Consider the following 21,300-nt stretch of genomic DNA (forward strand, 5'->3'; position numbering starts at 1 on the left):
TAGGACAAAACAATGCAAACTGCGATGATCACACTTATTACGCTGGTGGCCTTTGCTGCCAATTCAGTCTTGTGTCGCTGGGCATTAATGGATCAAACGATTGATCCTTTGAGTTTTTCGATCGTGCGTATCTTGTCTGGTGCGGCGACACTTCTGATTTTATTAACCTTATCTTCCCAATCTAAATCGACATCTGAACCTAAGCTTGTGGAGTCAAAAACAAGTGCATCCGCTCTCACAAAGCTTAGGTCTCAATTTCAATTGACTTCAATATTGTCGCTGCTCGTTTATATGTTTGGTTTCTCGTTTGCTTACTTGGAACTTGGAGCCGGGCTTGGTGCTCTCGTGCTCTTTGTCGCTGTGCAATTTACTATGATTGCGGCACACTTGTTGTCAGGAAATAGAATGTCATCACTTGAGTGGGGGGGATGTCTATTGTCTGTCACAGGTCTCGCTTACTTATTGATGCCGACAGGATCTGCTCGTTCACCAGATTTGCTCTCTATTGTATTGATGTCATTAGCAGGAATCGCGTGGGGTATTTACACGTTAGCAGGTAAAAAATCCACAGACGCTCTTCAATCAACGACTGCCAATTTTGCATTCGGTTCACTAGCCATTATCGTAGTGTTAAGTATATTAGTTGTTCTACCTAGCGTGTTACCTCAAATATCTATCACCGAACAAGGCATGATTTACGCGGTTATGTCAGGTTCTGTTGCTTCGGGAGTGGGTTATAGCGTGTGGTATTACGTCGTGAAAAAGCTCAATACTGTGGTTGCGTCGATCGCGCAGCTTTCTGTGCCAGTAATAGCAACGCTTGGAGGCGTATTATTACTATCTGAACCAGTAACCATGCAGTTTGTTGTTTCATCTACGGTTATTTTACTTGGGATCAGCTTGGTTCTTGTCGCACCTAAACTTAAGAAATAAAGAGTTGAATCATTAACTTCTATGGCTAAACCAAATAAGAAACAACCGATCAAAACGGTTCAGATTTTCTGTGCGAAATGTAAAACGCAACTTTTTAAGTATCGCAAAGGTGGCAAAGGTGCACTCGTGAAGTGTTTTAAGGAGCGTATTGTTGAAGACTTCACGACAGAGCCATGTGTGTGCCCTGAATGCGGGGTTGAATTTGCGCGAGACACCTTGGTTCGAGGGACGCCTGCTTACAAATTTGTTGGTGGAAAGGTCACAATGAAATAAACAGTCATTATCAAATACCAAGTATGATGACCCACTAAAAATGCCACAACACTGTTTGTGTTTGGCATTTCAACGTTGCTTTTGATACTCAGAATAAAAGATTGAGCTCAATAAGCTCTGACAATCCCTTGAAGCTTAAGAAGCAGTAGTGAAACAATTGCACCCGTGGTATCACACAGCATGTCTTTCTGTGCATCCCAAATATCACCTTGTGAACCAAGGAACGAGATACCTTCATCACCACCTGCAATCTCCGCGTACCACCACTCTATAATTTCATAACTTGCAGCCACACTCATGATCGCAAATAGCGCAAAGAAACAGGCCAATATCGGTTGAGCCAGCTTTTTACGAATCAAGAACTCAGCGAGTGGGTAAGCATAAAGACCAATAGAGAAGTGCGCCACGCGGTCAAAGTTGTTACGTTCAGAACCTATCATGTTATTGAACCAATCAAATGGCACTTCTGCGAAAGTATATTTCGCGCCAATCGTGTGCAAGATAAGCCAGATAAACATTAGAGCATAAGACGTTTTTGAGAAAGTAAGCTTAGTCGAAAGCCACCAAATACCAACGAGAATACATAATGCAGGTACAATTTCCGCTATCCACACAGCTCTCGAAGAAGGCGAAAATGCAGAGAATAGAAAGATAACCAAATAGAAGGCGGTTAACGTAAGTAAAGGTCTATTTTGAACAAGTGGTGTAGTTGTCATCATCAGATCCCAATATAAGTTTCATTAATAGTTACACAGTTTTGAACACTGTTCAATTGGGGTGTATTACCAAATTTGTTGAAAATTAGTGTTGTAGCCCAGTATCTAGACAAACGATTGCGAGAGTTTCACAAAAGTTTGATTTACAACAAAGCGAACCATAAAATCTCTCAATCACTACATAACAAGAAAGAAAGTCATGAAACTGGAAACTGTCGATTATCTTGCTGACGACGCAGCAGAACAATTTGTTCGCTCTCTACGTGAAACTGGATTTGGCGTACTAAAAAACCACCCAATTCCGAAAGAGCTTGTTGAGTCTATTTACGAAAACTGGTACCAATTTTTCATCTCTGAAGAGAAAGAGAACTTCCACTTTAATGTTGAAACACAAGATGGATATTTTCCACCTTCAGTGTCTGAAGTTGCAAAGGGCCACACTGTAAAAGATATCAAAGAGTACTTTCACGTATACCCTTGGGGCCAGATTCCTGATCAGTTGAAAGAACAGATTCTAGATTACTACCAACGTGCTAACACTTTTGCTCAAGAGCTATTGGGTTGGGTTGAGGCGCATGCTCCTAAAGAAGTACAAGAGAAATTCTCAATTGCTCTGTCTGAAATGATTAACGGTAGCGAGCAAACATTACTTCGCGTACTTCACTACCCACCAATGCAAGGTGACGAAGAGCCAGGCGCTATCCGTGCAGCAGCACACGAAGATATCAACCTACTGACTGTTCTTCCTGCTGCAAACGAGCCGGGCCTTCAAGTTAAAGCTCAAAATGACGAGTGGTTAGATGTTCCATGTGACTTCGGTAACATGATCATCAACATCGGCGACATGCTTCAAGAAGCGTCAGGCGGTTACTTCCCATCAACGACACATCGCGTGATTAACCCATCGGGCGAGCGCCAAGAGAAGTCACGTATCTCTCTTCCGCTATTCTTACACCCGAAACCAGAAGTGGTATTATCAGAAAAATACACTGCGAATGAATATTTAATGGAACGTCTACGAGAGCTTGGCGTTATCTAATTAAATAAGTTTTATTCTCTAAAGGGCCAGCGTAATGCTGGTCCTTTTGCTTATATACGTTTAACTGTTTGAATTTTTTTTATTTGAAACTCGACAAATTTCCATAAATCGCTTTCAATTAAAGAACTTCAGGTACTTGGCCACGGGCCCATTCATTATGCTAGACAAGCTAAATACATCGAGCAATCAAGACATAAGCTGTAGTTTCCAAGCTCATATGGAAAACCCTTTGCTTTGGCCAATTATGGAAGTACTCAAACATAAGCCAAGTGGCTGGAAAGTGCATACACTAGCAGCGCACCTCAATGACCTTGGGCTTGTTCCAGTGTTAGATGCTGTGGCTGAGAAAGAGTTGTTCAAAAAGAACTTCCTCATCATGAATGCGCTTTATCAGCTTCAAGAAACCTTACACCCTGATAGCTGGCTGCAAGTCCAAGCGATGGATATCGAATTGATGAATGGTCGTTATCACGAAAGCAGTCACTGCATCGATCATCAAGACCCACTTAGAGACTACTACATTAACTGGGTTAACTATGAAGCTGATGAAGGCGAAGTCAAAAGGCTGTTGAACGAATTTTGGACTCGATACAGGAAGTTTGTTGGTGGTGATGAGCTCGATATGGATCGAAACCGAGCGTTGAGCTTATTTGAGTTACCTTTAGACGCCACTCACCATGAGATTAGAAAACGATGGAGACAACTGGCGTTGAGATGGCATCCAGACAGAGACGAAGGCAACACGGCAAAATTTCAAACGCTCTGTGAAGCGTGGCATGTATTGCGAAGCTCGTAATCGAACGTAACTTTTTGATACCTAGTTGATTTGAAGCCCAAAATAGAAGGCCCTACCTAGTGAGTGAAACAAGTAGGGCTTTCTTTGTCGTCATTACGTCTATGTGCTTTAACATACGTTATGTGTTGGTGCTATTTTATTTGTTAGTGCTAGGAGTGATCTTTGTTCTGACCACTTTTATGCTCAAAAGCATAATCCAGAACTTTGCGGATATAAGGCGCACCTACTTTTGAACCACCGTTACCATGTTCAATTACAACAGTTGCGACATATTCAGGGTGTTCATAAGGTGCAAAGGCTGTGTAAAGAGCGTGGTCGAGTAGGTGCGTTGCGAGCTTTTTAGAGTTGTAAACTTGATCCTTCGCCAGATCAAACACCTGTGCCGTCCCTGATTTCCCACCACTAGTATAATTAGTTCCCTTAAATGCACGTCTGCCGCTGCCTCTACTACCGTGGTTTACGAGTCGCATTGCGTTGATCGGCACATCCCATATATTATCTGGCACCTCAGTGATAGACGGCATTGAATCAGATTTAACAAGTTGTTGCGTGTCAAAATCTTCTCCGTGATCTAACGTTGCTCGTAAAATATGGGGAGGCATGACTTTACCGTGATTAACCAAAACTGACGTTGCTTTAGCTAATTGTAGAGGTGTAGAAGTCCAGTAGCCCTGGCCAATACCGATTGGAACTGTATCACCTTGATACCAAGGCGTACGATAGCGCATCATTTTCCACTCACGTGTCGGCATATTGGCGTTACTCTCTTCATAGATATCAATTCCTGTTGGTTTGCCAAAGCCAAAGCGATTCATCCAAGTTGAAATACGATCGATGCCCAGATCAAAAGCGGTTTGATAAAAGAATGAATCAACCGATTCTTCAATCGCTTGTGTCACATCGACAGGACCATGTCCCCAACGCTTCCAATCTCGCCATGCTTTCGAATTGGATTTAGAACCTGGAATTCGCCATATACCATGATCATTACGAACGGTATTTTCTGAAATGACATGCTCTTGTAGCCCAGCAACGGCCATAAATGGTTTAACTGTAGAGGCGGGCGGGTACACGCCTAACGTTGTGCGATTCACCAAGGGATGAGCAGGATCGTTCAGTAATACTTGATAGTTTTTACTCGATATACCATCAACAAACAGATTTGGGTCATAACTAGGACTGGATGCCATCGCTAAAACACTGTTGTCTTTCGGATCAAGAATCACAGCACTACCAGTGCGATTTTCGAGTTGCTCGAACACGTACTTTTGTAACTCGATATCGATGTTGAGAACGATGTCTTTACCTGCGACGGGGGGGACGTATTGGATTGTTCTCACAACACGACCACGGCTATTGACTTCAACTTCTTGATAACCTTTTTGTCCGTGGAGTAAGTCTTCGTAATATCGCTCCACGCCGAGTTTACCTATGGTGGTAGTGGCTTGATAGTTAGCGTCTTTACCTTGTTCTTCTAGCTTTTTTAGATCGCTATCATTGATATGAGCAACATACCCTAAAACATGAGTTAGTATTTCACCGCTAGGGTAAAAACGTTTTAGGCTGGTATTGATGGATAAACCCGGAAATTGATATTGATGAACAGAAAACTTAGCGATTTCTTCTTCTGTGAGGTTTTCCAGTATTGTTACCGACTTAAAACGGCGAGTGTTCTTAAAGCGCTTTGTGAAACGAGCGATTTGTTCCTCATTTAGAGGAATAAACTTATTGAGCTTTTCGATCATCAACTCAACGTCATCCGTTTGTTCAGGAATCATTGTCAAATCATAGACGAGTTGGTTTTCAGCCAATAGCACACCATTGCGGTCGTATATCAGCCCACGAGTCGGAGCGATTGGCAGTACTTTGATTCGATTACCATCGGCGCGAGTTTGGTAGCTCTCAAAATTTTGGACTTGGAGTCTATAAAGATTTCCAATCAAGACGAGGGTGAAGATCACAATCCCGAGAAATGCCACGATGACACGATTTCTGAATAAATTTACTTCGCTTTTATGATCACGCATTTTTACGCGTTTGTGGTTCATCAAAACCTCAGTCAGTTACATTTAGTTACACTTGTCGAGGCAGGACTTTATCTGAATATCACCATGGCTTTGTAAAAGCTGTGTCATTATTTACAAGATTGTCTGATATTACGAATGCAATAAAGAAAACTGAATTAAATTAGACGGGGATCCACGAGAAATTTAGAGAATACACGCGAAAAAATGGCCCTCATGAGTGAGAGCCGAAGATATGTATTAGTGCTGTTGGGTATATCTAGTTCGAAGGTTTGAACTGAGATTTACGCATACGGTTTAGAGCCGCCATTACATCGAGTATTCTTGGTTTTGCTAAGTCACCATATTTCGGCATGTTTGCGTACCATTCATCACTTAGAATTGCGTTGAATTCTTTTGCAGGGTTGTTTGACCAGCCCGGCGTTTGTGCAAACTGGAACCAAGCCCAACCAATCGCGTTCACTTCTGAAGTCGACTCTAATTGCTCTAATGCTGAAAGGTCTGCAAATTCCTTACCAAAACGCAGTGACTCTTTGCCTTTCGCGTTAACTCGGAATTTTCCGTCAGTAAGAATGTTCATTAGTGCAGCGCGGTTTAACGAGCGAGGAACAAACGTTTCTAATGCCGTCTCACATTCGTTAGTTCGCTGAGTAGGATGTTGAGCGATCACTTCTTGAGCTTTTTCAGTGACGTCTACGGCTTGGTAGTCGTGCATTTGAATCACAGTATCTGCCACATCTAAGTAATCGCCAGAACCACCCATTACTACGATAGTTGATATGTCCATCTCTTCGCGAAGTTGACCAATACGGTCAACAAGTGGAGTGATAGGCTCAGCCCCTTTTGATACCAGCGCTTGCATACGCTCGTCACGAATCATGAAATTAGTCGCTGACGTATCTTCATCGATAAGGAGCGTTTGTACACCCGCTTCAATCGATTCTTGTAACCAAGCAGCTTGAGACGTAGAGCCAGAAGCATCTTGAGTACTAAAATCAGACGTATCTTTTTGCATCGGTAAATGGTTGATGTAGTTAGATAAGTTCAAGTTATGTACGCATCGGCCATCTTCCGCTCGGATCTTCATTGTATCCGTAGCTGTAACAATGCCTTCACGACCATCACCAGGAATATGGTTGTAGATAGAACGTTCAACGGCGTTCAATAGTGTAGATTTACCATGGAAACCACCACCAACAATCAGTGTGATACCTTTTGGAATACCTAGGCCTGTCACATCACCTTGGTTTGGTGTGTTTAGCGTCACACTCAAAGACTCTGGTGCTAAGAAAGGAACCGCACCTTTCATTGGCAGGTCACAGTTACCTGCAATACGAGGTAATACACTGCCATTTGCAACGAATGCCGCTAGGTTGTTTTCTTCTAATTGAGCACGTAATGCGTCTTGGTCTTCAACAGCTTCACAATGTTTAATCATCGCTTCAATGTTGAGTTCGCGTTCAAGCGTTGCGCGACGAATAAACTTAGGCAAATAGAATGTAATGATGTTAATTGCTTTCTTTGCAAGAATACTGCGACCATCAGCAGGTAGGTTGATACGAAAACGAATTTCGATACCGTGATCAGTGAAAACAACAGCAGTATTGTCTAAAACGGTTTGACCTGTCAGTGCAATAGAGACCGTCGCTTCTTGCTTAGCAAACTCAGAGAAGCTGCGTGCAATAAAATCACGAGCTGCTACTTGGTATTCATAAGATTTTTCTTTAAGCCAATCTAACCCTGTTAACGACCAGGCGCGTGTTGCGCGAAAACGTGAAGATGATGCATACGGGTCACCTTGAACGTGGTCGATGTGTAATTCGAAATCAGCAAAGTCGTATTGACCTTTAATTTGTTGATATGCGCGGAAGTTTTGTTTTTCGAGCTTTTTAAGCTTTGCAGTCAACTGATCCATAACGAGGAATGCCTATATAAAGGGAAGATAAAAACAGAAAGGCGGCGATTATAAAAATCACCACCTTTAGAGTAAAGAGAAAGTAGGCATAAATCCAAAACTAACTGATCTTTTTCGCTTTAAGCGTAACGAGTTGTCCCTAAATAGTTTTGATTGATTAAGCTGTGTTCGAATTCTTGGCTCGGCATTGGTCTACCGTAAAGATATCCTTGAGCCACATCACAACCCTCATCAATAATAAACTTCTCTTGAACTTCAGATTCTACTCCTTCAATCGTCACTTTTAAGTCGAGCTTTTTGGCTATTTGAACAATAGATCGGACAATTTCTGAGTCTTCATTTGACTTGAGCATTTGGTCGATGAAACTCTTATCAATCTTAATAACATCAAACGGAAATTTCTTAAGGTAACTGAATGATGCGTAACCGGTACCAAAATCATCTAGTGACAATGTAACGCCAATGTCGTGTAGTGATTCCAATGTATTCTTGGCAACAACTTCATCTGCAATCAGTCCACTTTCAGTGACTTCCAGTTCTAATAAATAGGGCTCAAGGTGGTAAGTTTCTAATAGGTGAACGACTTGTTCTGCAAAGTGGACGTTCTTGAGTTGGACTGCTGAAACATTAACAGCCATTTTGAAGTCTTGAACGTGTTTCGACCATTCTTTGGCTTTTTCGATCGCATGACGTAGAACAAAGCTACCGACTTCAAAAATCAAACCGTTTTGCTCAGCCATGTGTATCAAAGTTTCGTTGGAGATGTCTCCCAAAACTGGGTGACGCCAACGTAGTAGAGCCTCTGCACCAACCCAGCGATGAGTTAATGGACAGACTTTGGGTTGAAAATAGAGCATGAGGTCATCATTACGAACGGCCTGTAGTAGGTAACTCTCAATCTTATTGATGTGACTTTGTTCTTCGGCATGGGTTTGCGAGTAGTAAGCAAATTTTTGTCCTGAATCTTTACAAGCAAGCATCGCTTCTGATGACTTTTGCAATACACTTTCCGCATCGTCTTCACTATCCGTTACCGCAATCCCAATAAATGCATGTAAGTGAATTTTATCGTTTTCAATATCGAACTCGGAATGTCCCACTCTAACCAAAGTTTGACAAAGCTCTTCAAGGCGATGGTCTAAATCTTTAACACTGAACGCAAGTACGAGGTCAATCGAAGTAGGGCGCGCGGTTAATACCTCAAGATCGGCTATGCTGTCGATTCGTTGTCGATATTCGACGAGCACTTGATCTAATGCGTTGTAACCATAGCGTGCTTGGATGCGTCTTCCGTTAGTAAATCCAATATGGACGACAGCGAATGAACGGCCAGTTAGCGTTGTTTTGGCTGAAAGTTTGTTGTTTAAGCGGGATTCAAACGCATTGCGGTTTAAAAAACCGGTTCCTAAATCATGATTCTTTTGAAAGTTTATCTTTTGCTCAGCGGCTTTTCGTTTATCAATTTCTTGATTTAAGGAATAGTTGAGGCTTGCGAGATCCTTGGTTCGAGTATAAACGCGATTTTTCAAGTCTCGATTCATTTGAGTCAGCTTAGCGTGTTGAAACAGGGTTTTTAGCTGAGATTCTATAGAGATTCGAAAGCTTTCTAACAGCTTGATGTAGGTAGGTGTGTAATGGTTTTCTTTAGAATCTAAAATACATATGGTGCCGAAAAGCTCACCATTAGGCCATAGCAGCGGAATACCACAGTAAGAAACTAAGCCGAGCTCGACATCTGGGTTGTTTTTCCATTTTGGATCGGCCAAAGCGTTGGGCACAACGAGCTGTTGTTGAGACTCCATAACGCTTTCACAATAAAGCCCGTTTCCCAATATTTCTGTATCGCCTTTCTTATATGGGTTGTTTTCACTGCTGCTAGTAGAGAATACTTCAAGGTAATTGGTGTGAACACGCATGATGAGTGCAGCGGGCACTTGAGTGATTTGAGCTAAAAGGTCAACAATATTTTGCCAACTAGACTCCATATCGTCTGGGATGTCTAAATCTAGAGTTTTGATTTTCTTCATATGACTCCGAGTCTATTATGCTAAATGCATCAACACATCCTGTGTCAATTATGATGAACCAAAAACTGTGAATCTTACGTAAACTAAGTATAAGAAATGTTATAGAAAAAAACCTCTGCAATTTCACAGAGGTTTTCAAATATGAATCTGGGTCTCAGTAATGAGATAAGTTTCAATTAAGGCTTTAACTTTATAAAATCTTCAGTGTTAAGTTTCTGATTATAGTCTACGGATGGCTGAGCAAATCCATTTAACTGCAGAAACTCCTCTTTAAACCCTTTGTAGTCACCCAGGGTTTGGAAGTTATTTCCATCCATAACATCAAGTAACTCTGCAACATGCGCTTGTGTCTCAGGATCTAACTCCCAATCATCCATTCTTATCAGGCGTTCACCATCAAGTGGTACTTTTGATTGGCCATATAATTTGCTGCTAAAAAGACGCTGCATCTGCTGGATACAACCTTCGTGTGTCTCCTTTTCTTTCATTACTTTATACAGAGCAAGTAGGTAAGGACTTAATCCTGGAATGAATACGCTTGCCTTAGTCACCAATGCCTTACAAACCGTCGCGTAAGCGTTACCATCAAAGTTTGCCAACTCAAGGTTGAGCGCGTGGCTGGTTTGGTGAAGATCTATCTTGGCACGACCTAAAGTGCCGTCTAGATAAATAGGGTGTGTCACTTCTGGGCCAACATAAGAAAACGCAATTGTCTTACACCCTGGGGCAATAGATTCTGCGTTAATGAGCTCATCTATCCAGTTTTCCCAATCTTCTCCGCCCATTACCTTGAGTGTACTTTCGGCTTCTTCTTCCGTCGCAGCTTCAAGCGTATTGGTCACCCAGTTGTCATGTTGAAGAGAGATGGTGGCGCCAGTAACGCTTTCGCCAATAGGTTTAATCGCGGAGCGCCAGAATTCATCGGAATCGGGTTTAGGTCTAACGCCAGCAGCTAAGCTGTATACAATGAGATCGACTTCACCTTCGAAGTAAGTTTCAATGGCTTCGACAACTTGTGCACGTGTTTCTTTTGAAAAAGCATCTCCAACGATGTTTATCGCAGTACGTTGTTCACGTTCGGCTTCTTTTTTGAAATAGATGTTGTTGTACCAACCGGCGGTCCCTAGCGATTTTTCATTAGGACCACGTTCAAATGAAACACCGATGGTGTCTGCTTTAGCCCCGCCAAAAGTAAGAGCGATACGAGAGGCGAGGCCGAAGCCCGAGGAAGCGCCGAGAATCAGTACTCGTTTAGGGCCATCTTTGATTTGCGGCGCACTCTTAACAAATTTAATTTGTTGCTTGACAGCTTCTTGACAGCCGAGAGGGTGTGCGCTTTTGGCTACCACACCCTTGATAATAGGTTCGATCAGCATAAATAACCTTACAGTTAACGGTGATATGCACTCAGGCTAACGTAAAGCTGTGTAAAATTTATTGAGCTAGACCATTAAAACCTAAAGATACTGATATAATTCTTCGGCGACAAATTCAGCGATCCAAGGTTGAGCTTCAGGTTTTGGATGCAATCCATCGTTCATCATCCACTCAGGTTTAAGGATGATATGCTCCAGGAAAAATGGCAAAAGCGGTACATTTTTTTGATCAGCAAGTGACGTGAAAACGTATTCAAATTGTTGGTTATAACGCTTACCGTAGTTAGGTGGGATTTTTATCTGCATCATGATTGGTGTGGCGCCCGAGGCTTTTATCTGCTCAATGATTTGGTCTAAATTTGCAGACATCAGCTTAGGTGGGAAGCCACGAAGTCCGTCATTCGCTCCTAGCTCAATAAGAACGGTGTCAGGCGCATGCTCTTCAAGTAGCTGCGGTAAACGTGCTAAACCGTTGCCTGTTGTGTCACCAGAGATACTACCATTAACCACGGTAATCGCTTTATCATGCTTCGTAAGAGCGTCCGGCAGCAAACTTGGCCAACTCTGTTTGATATCCATGTTGTAGCCAGCACTCAAACTATCGCCAAGTATCAATAAAGTAGCGCTTGGAGCTAACGTAGGATTTCGAACTAGGTCAGTATTTTGAGCCAACGAAGCGGTTGAAAATAAAATAAAAAATAAAAAGGAAATTAGTCGAGTCATGCATACATCCATCATAAAAGCAGAAGCTGTTTCCAAGACAGTGTCTACTAATCAAGAACATTTAACAATCTTAGAACACGTCGATATCGATATTCGTGAAGGCGAAACTGTGGCGATTGTGGGAACATCCGGTGCTGGTAAATCGACCTTAATGACTTTGCTTGCGGGTCTTGATGTACCAACAATGGGCGAAATCAGTTTATTAGGCCAGCCTCTATCACAACTTGATGATGAAGCTAGAGCAAAAATCCGCAGTGAATCTGTCGGGTTTGTATTTCAGAGCTTTTTGTTAATCCCAAGTTTATCTGCACTGCAAAATGTCACACTACCTTGTTTGCTTAAAGGTGAAGACGAAGACATCGAACGTGCGACCGCTTTATTAGAGTCTGTCGGATTAAAAGACAGGCTCGATCACTTACCATCTCAACTATCTGGCGGCGAGCAACAAAGAGTAGCTTTAGCCCGTGCCTTTATGATCAAACCAAAAATCTTGTTTGCCGATGAACCTACCGGCAACCTAGACCAACAGACGGCAGCAAAAATTATCGAGCTGTTGTTTGAGCTCAACTCTTCCCACGGAACAACGTTAGTCTTAGTGACACATGATCCTAAGCTTGCACAACGTTGCCAGCGAACTTTGAAAATGCACGTCGGTCATATAGAGGAAGTCTAAATTGAATTCATCAAAGGGACTCAACAAACGCCTGTTTTCATGGAGTATAGAAGAGATTCGACACGGACAACTGTGGCCAGTATCGATCGCTTTAACGCTAATTATTGCCTGTGTATTCGCGTTGTCAGCGTTGGCGGAGCGTATGGAACAAGTCATTGTTAAGCAGGGAAAGGATGCTTTAACAGCGGACAGTGTGTTTATTTCGGCGAACCCAATCCCACAGCTCTTACTCGAACTCACTGAAGCTGAGCAGTTAGAAAGCTCCCAATTAACCCGTTTTTCAACCATGGCATTTAGTGACCACTCAATGCAGTTAGTCACGGTTAAGGCTGTTGAAAGCAATTATCCATTACGCGGCGAAATGATACTTCAGCAAGCTAATGATACGTTTAGAAATCACGTAGAGCCGGGGGAACTTTGGCTGGATGAACGTATATTTGCTCAACTTGAAGTTGAAATTGGTGACAATGTCACGATTGGCGATGCGGATTTAACGATAACAGGGCGAATCACCCAAGAGCCTGGGTTGAGCTTTAACCCATTCCAACAGATGCCTGCAGTATTGATACACGAAAGTGATATCGATGCCACAGGTGCAATTCAACCGGGCAGTCGCGTTAGCTTTAGATTGTTTTTGAACGGCGATAAAACACAGCTTAAATCCGCTCAAGACAGTATCGAATTAACACCAAGCGATCGATGGCGCACGCAAGATTCAGCAAGCCGCACCAATGAGATGTTTGAAAGCACCACGCAATACCTGTCACTGACCGTTGCCATCGTGGTGATTATGGCTGCAACGACTTTAGTTTTAACTTGCCAGCACTATGTGGCGAGTCGTCGTAAAACCATCGCGATGCTTAAAAGCTTGGGGGCGAGTAAGCAATGGATCATTAAATGGCTGTCAGTACAGGTCTTTCTACTTGTGGTTATTGGCGCAGTATTAGGCATCGCTATAGGTATAGGCCTAGAGTTTTTGCTTCGAATTCCGCTCGGAGACTTACTGCCAACGCCGCTTCCTAGCTATGGTGCAGAACCTGCTATTTTGGCCATTTTATCTAGTCTTTTGATTGGTGTTCCTGCACTCGGAATTCCATTGATTGGCTTGGTCTCGACCTCAGCAATCAGCGTGATTCAATCGAGCCACCAGTCAAACGAAAGTTATAAGAAGTACTTGTTATTGCTCGTTCCTATTATTCCAATGATGTTGATGTACGGCGATAACTTGTTGGTATGGATAGTCTTAGTGGGTATTGCATGCCTGTTCCTAGTGCTAGCAATAGTGAGTACGGTTGTTCTTCGCCTATTCAGTAAGTTGCCAACGTCAACATCGATGCGCTTGGCGTTAAGCCGAATTAATCGGACACCATTAGCAACGGGCATCCAATTTGGCTCTTTGGCTTTGTCTTTAATGTTGTTATCGATTATTTGGTTAGTAAGAAGCGATTTATTATCCGATTGGCAACAAACCTTACCTGAAAACGCACCCAATGCTTTCGCACTGAATATTGCGAGCTATGAAAAAGACAGTTATCTCGCGACCATTGACTCGAATGAAGTAGAGCGTACTCAAGCGTTTCCAATTATTCGTGGACGATTGACGACAATCAATGGCGTAGAGGCAGCAGAATACAGCGATACATCTGATCAGACCGACGCCCTTAGTCGTGAGATTAATTTCACTTGGGGTGATAGTTTGCCTGAATACAATGAGGTGCTAGAAGGCAGTTGGACACAAGAGCAGGGCGTGTCTGTTGAATCTGATGTGGCTGATCAACTTGGATTGAAGATTGATGATGAACTTTCGTTTACCATTAATAGCCAAAGCGTTTCCGCAAAAGTGATTAGCATCCGAGAAGTAGAGTGGCGCGAAATGAAACCGAACTTCTATTTTATCTTTACTCCTGATGTTTTGAGTTCGATTCCGTCAACCTGGCTAGTGAGCTTCAGGCTCGAAGAGCAACACAATCAAATGCTCAACGAACTGTCCCGAAAGCATCCAACCGTCAGTTTGATGGATATTCGTAAAATGGGTAGTAAGATCCAGGAACTACTCAAGCAGATTGTTTGGTCTATTACCGTGCTTGCGGCTTTGGGTGTTGTAGCGGGGCTGTTACTCATTTTTACCTTACTAAGGTTGAGTTTATCCCAAAGACAACAAGAAATACGCTTGTATCGAACTCTAGGGGCAAGTAAGAAGCGGATTCTCAACACGATTTGGTGTGAATATGGCTTAATGGCTTTAGTCGCGGGTTCTATTGCTGCTCTAGGTTCAGAACTTAGCGTAGCCGGTGTAATGAACTTTGGTTTTGAGTTAGAACCATCGCTTCACCCAATGCTCTGGGTTGTTTTACCAATTCTTACTTTCATCACGCTAGCTGCTGTCGTGAATAGTTTGATTAAACGATTGTTAGCGCCAATGAACAAAGATTTTGGTTAAAAACCAACAGACGGCAAGTAAAGATTAAAAATTAACGAAATCGAGTCAAACGGTCTAAAGTGAATTTTTTATACTTAATCATGCACTATCTATAATACACCGCTTTAGATCGTTTTTTATTTGACCAACTCGTAGTATAAGTAAAAAATTTCACACCTTAAAATCGACATTTTTTAGCATTAATTAAAAGTTATTGAGCAATAATGCCGATTTAATGAACAACGGTTAGTCCCTGTAAACAAAGGGTTTGCGCAACTTAGCAAGAACGTTATCAACAGTTATCCACAAAAACGGTGGATAACTTTAGGGATAAGTTAACATCATTGTTTTACAAGTATTGAGGCAGCCTTTATGTGGCGTCACTTAGGGCAAATTCGACTGTTAGAATAACCTTTAAAACTCTATCTGGAGTTATTGAGTCAAGAGATTATTTATATTTTTTACATAGATATTAATAAGTGCCCAACTAAGACCTTGATAAAAATGTGTTTTAATTCGTCGCAGAACAAAAGTAGAATAGAGACAGTTAATCATATTCTACAGAACACGATGAACCACAACAAAACGGATACAAATCAACCTTCTATTGCCATTGTTGGTGGCGGCATTGCCGGAACGACAAGTGCGATTCACTTTAGTGAGTTGGGTTTTAATGTCACTATCTTGGAAAAAGGGCCGAGTTTGGTTAATGGCCCACCTATTTGCCACCTGCACGCGGGCGGCAATTTGTATCGAGATATTTCTGTAGAGCAATGTCTACAACTTCTCACTCAGTCTATTGATACCGTCCGTTTATTCCCACACACCATCAATATACGCCCAACAATCATTGCTGTGCCGCATAGTGATGGTGGGGAACCAATGGATCTACTTCCTCGTTTAAAGATAATCAAAAACGCTTACGCTGAGCTTGTTAAACAAGATAACAGCAATCAAGTGCTTGGTGACCCGGATGAGTACTACAAACTTTATAGCAAAGATGAGTTGTTAGCCCTTTCTACAAAAACTCAGCCTCTAAAACCGATTTCACTCGACGACTGGTGCATTCCTTTTGCTAAGCATACTAATTTAGATACGCTTAAATACCCGGTCGCAATGGTTCAAGAGTATGGCTGGAGTGTATTTCGACTTTCGGCGACGGCTCAACTGTCTTTAGGTAAGCAACCGAATTGTACTGTGTTGACCAACAGTCGCTTAAAGTCTGTTGAATCGACAGGACAAGGCTGGTCTTTGACTTACTCAGACCATGAAAACCAAAACCAACATCTGACGACTGACTACTTGATCAATGCTAGTGGGTTTGAAACAGGTATTGTGGATGATTTTGTCGGTTCGAAACAACAAAGACTTGTTGAGTTCAAAGCTGCATACGTGACAGAGTGGCCATATTCTCAAGAATGCAAAGAAGAGTGGCCAGAGGTAATCTTCCATGGCCCGAGAGGCACCCCGCAAGGTATGGCGCAATTAACGCCGTATGCTGATGGTGTGTTCCAACTTCACGGTATGACAGAAGGGATTACTCTGTTTGAGGGTGGGCTAGTTTCTTCATCAACAGATTCGTCCCAGCCACAGTTGCCTTCAAAGCTTCTTAAGAAAATCGTATCCGGTTGGAGCGAAGAGCAACTTGAATTAAGAACTCGTGCTGCAATTACGCATATGTCTCAGTTCATCCCAAGTTTTAGTTCTGCAATGGTTGGTGGCAAACCTCTGTTTGGCGCGCAGCAGATTCCAGGAACCGATCCGAGTCTAAGAGCTTCAGATGTTTCATTCTGTGGTGATCGCTATGCTCGACTTGAAGTCGTAAAGGCGTCTTCAACACTAGAGGCCGCGCAGAAGGTTGCTCAACGTTGGTTTGGTGTGACCGAGACTATGCCGATTGAAAGCGCACACTCAGTGACAATGTCACTTAACATAAATGATATTGAAAACAGTGCGATAGACTTGACCAAGGAACGTGGTTACCCGGACGCTCTTGCTAAAATATCAGGGCAAGAGCACCACTAAAAGCTTATTCAGCCTTGTTTGTTACCCAAACCAAGATGCCAAAAGTCAAACCCAGCTTACTAGCAAGTAGTAAGCTGGGTTTATAATTTAAACGCCTTTTTATGCGAACATAGTCGCGGAAGCTTCGAATAGCCATTCTAAACAGAAAAGATCAATAACCAAAAAACTGTGCCCACTGACACCATACATCTTGAAGCCCTAAGCGATCGCCTCTACTAAACGAAATTGGATGCCCTGGTTTGGCTTGTGCCAAGCGCGGTAAGTCGATTCTCGCAACACATCCAATCTTTGGATAACCCCCAATGGTCTGTCTGTCATTGAGCAATACGATCGGTTGCCCATCTCGTGGGATTTGAATCGCACCAAGGGCGATACCTTCGGACAATAGAGAAATATCAGGGGAATCGACTGGCTCGCCATTGAGTCGATAGCCCATTCGATTCGAATTCTGGTCAACGTTATATTGCGTATTATACAACGTCTCTTTTGCTGGTTCTGAGAAGAGGTTGCTTTGGTAACCTTCGATAACTCTTAAATTTACTGGTAGGTTGTAATCCGGTTTATAGCGGAAGGTCACACTCAACGCTTTAAAAGGGCGAGTAATACGATGCTTGGAAAAACCAATTTGTTGCCCTTGTTTACAGGGTTCTCCATCTTGATCAAGCCCACCAATCTGTTCTCTCGTTACAGTCGAACAGCTATGAAGGGTGGAAGGAACATCGAAGCCTCCTTTAATTGCCAAATACGCTCTTAATCCATTTTTCGGTAGACCAAATGAGAGGACTTGTCCTTTAAAAGCTTGGAAAGTACTCCAGTTCCCTAAAAGCATACCATCTAACTTCGCTTGTAGATCGCCGCCGCATAACGCCATCTCACAATCAAAATCTATTTTTAGCGCACATTGACCGAGTGTAATTTCCAACGCCGCTAAGTTAACGGCATTTCCTAATAGATAATTAGCCCAACTATAAGAGTAATCATCAACTGGCCCGCCTTGTGTCAACCCAAGGTGAGCGACACCAAATCGGCCAAAGTCTTGAATCAAACTCAAAGGGCCTGGTTTAACTACTGTAAGTGTCGGTTTATTATTTAATTTACCCATATGTGATATCTCCACCAAGCGCTATAAACCTAAGATCCATAAACTCATGTTTTGATATCGCTTTAAAACGGACAGTATCACCTACATTCAGCAGTGATAGCGGAACTTGTGTAGTATCTGCGTTCTTCAATTGGCTGTGGTCAAACAGCGACAAAGGGCAGTTGCCAATAATGTTCCAACCACCTGGTGACTCCGATGGGTAAACCGCCGTTTTTGATCCTGCAATTGCGATACTTCCTTTAGGAACACTTAAGCGCGGGGTTGAGTGACGTGGTAACGCAAGCCTACTCACCACATCCGACATAAAGGCAAAGCCGGGAATAAATCCTATCGCGCTGACACTGTAGGTCTGAGAGGTGTGATATTCAATGATATCCTCAATCGATAAGCCTTTCTCCTGATACCTATCTAAATCAAGCGCGGTTTCAGGTGAGTAATAGGCGGGTAGTTCAATAACATTGAGCGTTTCTTGAGTCTCTGAGAAGGAAGAAAGCGCTGCAGCTAATAGCGAATTAAGCTGTTTGATAAACTGTTGCTCTGAGATTCGATAAGGTAAGTAGTCAACCAATATAGTGTGGTAAGCGGGTGTCACATTCATCAATACGGTTGTTAAGTTCTGGCGAATGGCATCAGCAAAATGAGCCATATACTGCGCATTGATCGCATTAGTATCACCTTTTAAATGCGGCAACGTTAACGTGATTAAAACGCTACATTCGGCAACCGGCGCTATATTAAATTCAATCGGATTCGTCGTCATTTCGTTTCCATACATTTTGATATTCTTGTTTTTCAACTTAGCTTTAGCTTTTTAACTTCCATGTCCTAAGTCACATAGGATTTAACAATCATTACTTAATAATTAGCGTGCGATAGACTTACGCTTCGTACTAATTAAACGTATTAAGATCTTGTCTGATTTTTCTAATCAGAGCGATGGATTGAGGGTTATCACCATGCACGCAAATTGTATCTGCCTCAATGGGCAGTCTTTCACCCTCAATCGTCGTTACTGAACCATAATTAACAATTTGCATGACTTGGTTATAGATGTCATCTTGATTAACGTAAACCGAACCTTTCCGGGTTCGCGGCGCAAGTTGGCCATTATTCAAGTACGCTCGATCTGCGAAAGCTTCAAACAAAAGAGGTAAGTCTTGATCATCAGCAATATCTAAATACTGTTGGTTATCAGAAGAAGAGAGAATCATCAGAGGAATATTAAACTCAGCTACCGCTTGAGCGACTGCGTTAAAAACATCGGTGTTCGCCATCATATCGTTATAAAGGGCACCATGAGGTTTCACATACCCAATAGAGGTATGGTGATAGCGGCAAAGCGCTTGTAATGCGCCCACTTGATAACAAACTAATTCACTTATTTCATCCATGGTATGCGGGATTGAGCGACGTCCAAACCCAACCAAATCTTGGTAGCCCGGATGAGCACCAATTTGAGTATGGTAATGCTGCGCAAGTTTGATTGTCTTTGACATCACGTGAGGGTCAGACGCATGGAAGCCACAAGCAATGTTTGCCATATCGACCCATTCCATAACCGACTCATCATCGCCCATTTTCCAGTTGCCGAAACTCTCTCCCATATCGCAATTAAGCAAAATCTTCGTCGTCACTTGTCGCTATTCCTTTAGGTTTGGGTATCTGATGACACTCGTATATATGAATAAATTAAACAGTGACCGAATTCAAATTTTTACTACTGTTAATCTAGCACTCATTATTAATGCAGAGTGAACGCTTAATGTTCGGTTAAAGAATGTTCGATTCTAAATTTTGTGACTGGACCACTCAACATAATCACACGATATATTGAGCCAAATGAAAAGAATGTGGCCAGTTGATGCTCTTTAAAGAGCATCAATGAAACTAGGCGTTTGTGAACTCACTGTAAGTTGTTGTATCATAAGTGATAGGTTGAATATTTTAATTAAAAGGTCTGCTAAACATGAATGTTTTAGTTACAGGTGGCATGGGCTACATTGGTAGTCATACAAGTATCCAAATGATCAATGCAGGCATGACGCCTGTGCTTTTTGATAACTTGTACAACAGCAAACCAAGCGTTCTAGAACGTATCGAGAAAGTGTCTGGTGTTCGCCCTAACTTCATTGAAGGTGATATTCGCAATAAAGCGCTTTTAACTGAGACGATGAAACAACACGACATCGAAGCAGTTATTCACTTTGCGGGTTTAAAAGCAGTTGGTGAATCAGTTGCTAAGCCTCTTGAATACTACGACAACAATGTTAATGGTACGTTAGTTCTTGTTGATGCGATGCGCGAGGCTAATGTTAAAACGTTGGTCTTTAGTTCGTCAGCGACCGTTTACGGTGATCCTGCAAGTGTACCAATTACTGAAGACTTCCCAACAAGTGCGACTAACCCTTACGGGCGCAGTAAGCTAATGGTTGAAGAGTGCTTAACAGATTTCCAAAATGCAAACCCAGATTGGAGCATCACTTTGTTGCGTTACTTTAACCCTGTTGGTTCTCATCCCAGTGGTGAGTTAGGAGAAGATCCACAAGGTATTCCAAACAACCTAATGCCATTCGTATCTCAAGTAGCTGTTGGCCGACGTGAATTCCTGTCTGTATTTGGTAGCGATTACCCAACAAAAGACGGTACTGGCGTACGTGATTACATCCACGTTATGGACCTGTCTGATGGGCACATTGCAGCACTGGAGAAAGTAGGGCGCAAAGATGGTCTTCATATCTACAATCTTGGTACGGGTAACGGTTCAAGTGTGTTAGACATGGTTAAAGCATTCGAACAAGCAAGCGGTAAAGAGATCCCTTACAAGCTAGTTGAACGCCGTCCTGGTGACATCGCAGAGTGTTGGGCAGATCCAGCTAAAGCTCAGAAAGAACTGGGCTGGAATGCAAGCCGCACATTGGCTGAAATGACCGAAGATACATGGCGCTGGCAGTCAACAAACCCGAATGGATTCCCTGGTTAACCTAGTGGTTTCGTGAATGATTCAAAAATTAAAAGATGCTTTCGGGCATCTTTTTTGATCTTAATCGAATAAAAAGTAAATTAGTGGTTAAAAAGTATCATTCTGTATCCGCTGTGTTATTATGCTCGCGAATTATATGTTTAATGTTAATTTTCTTTGGAGTTAATCATGGAACTAGGCCTAATCATCACTTTCATCGTTGCTGCTGCAGTAATGGTTAAAAAAGAGATGGCAGAGAAGTAATTTCACTTATTACCTTTTTTATACAATTTTTTAGTG

17 protein-coding genes are annotated in these 21,300 nt (G+C 42.4%); 8 read left to right on the forward strand and 9 right to left on the reverse strand.

The window, feature by feature from the left end; all coding sequences use genetic code 11:
• Window positions 1-12: 12 nt before the first annotated feature.
• The gene (locus tag ACFI6G_RS07625; protein WP_462710212.1) at window positions 13-933 is read left to right on the forward strand and encodes a DMT family transporter; all 921 of its coding nucleotides are present in this window, start codon (window positions 13-15) and stop codon (window positions 931-933) included.
• 21 nt (window positions 934-954) lie between these two features.
• Complete coding sequence (locus ACFI6G_RS07630; protein WP_010429617.1) at window positions 955-1,206, forward strand: hypothetical protein; 252 nt, start codon at window positions 955-957, stop codon at window positions 1,204-1,206.
• A gap of 107 nt (window positions 1,207-1,313) precedes the next feature.
• On the opposite strand, the gene ACFI6G_RS07635 is transcribed toward ACFI6G_RS07630, so the two are convergent.
• The gene (locus ACFI6G_RS07635) at window positions 1,314-1,922 is read right to left on the reverse strand and encodes a DUF2238 domain-containing protein (RefSeq protein WP_016794767.1); all 609 of its coding nucleotides are present in this window, start codon (window positions 1,920-1,922) and stop codon (window positions 1,314-1,316) included.
• A gap of 199 nt (window positions 1,923-2,121) precedes the next feature.
• Here ACFI6G_RS07635 and ACFI6G_RS07640 point away from each other — a divergent pair, with 199 nt between their 5' ends.
• Both ACFI6G_RS07640 and ACFI6G_RS07645 read left to right on the forward strand, forming a co-directional pair.
• The gene (locus ACFI6G_RS07640; RefSeq protein ID WP_016785231.1) at window positions 2,122-2,961 is read left to right on the forward strand and encodes an isopenicillin N synthase family dioxygenase; all 840 of its coding nucleotides are present in this window, start codon (window positions 2,122-2,124) and stop codon (window positions 2,959-2,961) included.
• A 157-nt stretch (window positions 2,962-3,118) separates the two neighbouring features.
• Entirely contained in the window at window positions 3,119-3,757 is a 639-nt protein-coding gene (locus ACFI6G_RS07645) for a DNA-J related domain-containing protein (RefSeq protein WP_016767430.1), read from the forward strand.
• 149 nt (window positions 3,758-3,906) lie between these two features.
• Here ACFI6G_RS07645 and mrdA read toward each other — a convergent pair whose 3' ends face one another.
• The 5 genes from mrdA to ACFI6G_RS07670 form a co-directional block, all read right to left on the reverse strand.
• On the reverse strand, window positions 3,907-5,805 hold the full coding sequence (gene mrdA / locus ACFI6G_RS07650) for a penicillin-binding protein 2 (RefSeq protein ID WP_010429629.1): 1,899 nt from the start codon (window positions 5,803-5,805) through the stop codon (window positions 3,907-3,909).
• A gap of 235 nt (window positions 5,806-6,040) precedes the next feature.
• Window positions 6,041-7,696: an ABC-ATPase domain-containing protein gene (locus ACFI6G_RS07655; protein ID WP_010429631.1), complete on the reverse strand. Its 1,656-nt coding sequence runs from the start codon at window positions 7,694-7,696 to the stop codon at window positions 6,041-6,043.
• 119 nt (window positions 7,697-7,815) lie between these two features.
• Window positions 7,816-9,723, reverse strand: a complete 1,908-nt coding sequence (locus tag ACFI6G_RS07660) for a sensor domain-containing phosphodiesterase (protein ID WP_102336752.1) — start codon at window positions 9,721-9,723, stop codon at window positions 7,816-7,818.
• A gap of 176 nt (window positions 9,724-9,899) precedes the next feature.
• Window positions 9,900-11,099, reverse strand: coding sequence for an enoyl-ACP reductase FabV (fabV, locus tag ACFI6G_RS07665; RefSeq protein ID WP_010429635.1), 1,200 nt, complete (start codon window positions 11,097-11,099; stop codon window positions 9,900-9,902).
• Between the two features lie 81 nt (window positions 11,100-11,180).
• Window positions 11,181-11,822 (reverse strand): arylesterase, encoded by a 642-nt coding sequence (locus tag ACFI6G_RS07670; protein ID WP_010429638.1) that lies wholly within the window; start codon window positions 11,820-11,822, stop codon window positions 11,181-11,183.
• Here ACFI6G_RS07670 and ACFI6G_RS07675 point away from each other — a divergent pair.
• From ACFI6G_RS07675 to ACFI6G_RS07685, 3 genes are all read left to right on the forward strand, one after another.
• Window positions 11,821-12,495 (forward strand): ABC transporter ATP-binding protein, encoded by a 675-nt coding sequence (locus tag ACFI6G_RS07675; protein WP_010429639.1) that lies wholly within the window; start codon window positions 11,821-11,823, stop codon window positions 12,493-12,495. The two genes, ACFI6G_RS07670 and ACFI6G_RS07675, sit on opposite strands and share 2 nt — an antisense overlap.
• A gap of 1 nt (window position 12,496) precedes the next feature.
• Window positions 12,497-14,935, forward strand: coding sequence for an ABC transporter permease (locus tag ACFI6G_RS07680; protein WP_462710213.1), 2,439 nt, complete (start codon window positions 12,497-12,499; stop codon window positions 14,933-14,935).
• Window positions 14,936-15,484: 549 nt separating this feature from the next.
• The gene (locus ACFI6G_RS07685; protein WP_016793696.1) at window positions 15,485-16,939 is read left to right on the forward strand and encodes an FAD-dependent oxidoreductase; all 1,455 of its coding nucleotides are present in this window, start codon (window positions 15,485-15,487) and stop codon (window positions 16,937-16,939) included.
• Window positions 16,940-17,090: 151 nt separating this feature from the next.
• Here the strand turns inward: ACFI6G_RS07685 and ACFI6G_RS07690 are convergent, their stop codons facing one another.
• From ACFI6G_RS07690 to ACFI6G_RS07700, 3 genes are all read right to left on the reverse strand, one after another.
• Window positions 17,091-18,041, reverse strand: coding sequence for a 5-oxoprolinase subunit C family protein (locus ACFI6G_RS07690; protein WP_010429646.1), 951 nt, complete (start codon window positions 18,039-18,041; stop codon window positions 17,091-17,093).
• Window positions 18,034-18,801, reverse strand: coding sequence for a 5-oxoprolinase subunit B family protein (locus ACFI6G_RS07695; protein WP_010429648.1), 768 nt, complete (start codon window positions 18,799-18,801; stop codon window positions 18,034-18,036). The genes ACFI6G_RS07690 and ACFI6G_RS07695 overlap by 8 nt, the downstream gene beginning before the upstream one ends.
• A gap of 130 nt (window positions 18,802-18,931) precedes the next feature.
• Entirely contained in the window at window positions 18,932-19,675 is a 744-nt protein-coding gene (locus ACFI6G_RS07700; protein WP_010429651.1) for a 5-oxoprolinase subunit PxpA, read from the reverse strand.
• A 332-nt stretch (window positions 19,676-20,007) separates the two neighbouring features.
• Here ACFI6G_RS07700 and galE point away from each other — a divergent pair, with 332 nt between their 5' ends.
• Complete coding sequence (galE, locus tag ACFI6G_RS07705; protein ID WP_010429653.1) at window positions 20,008-21,021, forward strand: UDP-glucose 4-epimerase GalE; 1,014 nt, start codon at window positions 20,008-20,010, stop codon at window positions 21,019-21,021.
• Window positions 21,022-21,300 lie beyond the last annotated feature (279 nt).

It is taken from the genome of Vibrio sp. PSi01, assembly GCF_054960695.1.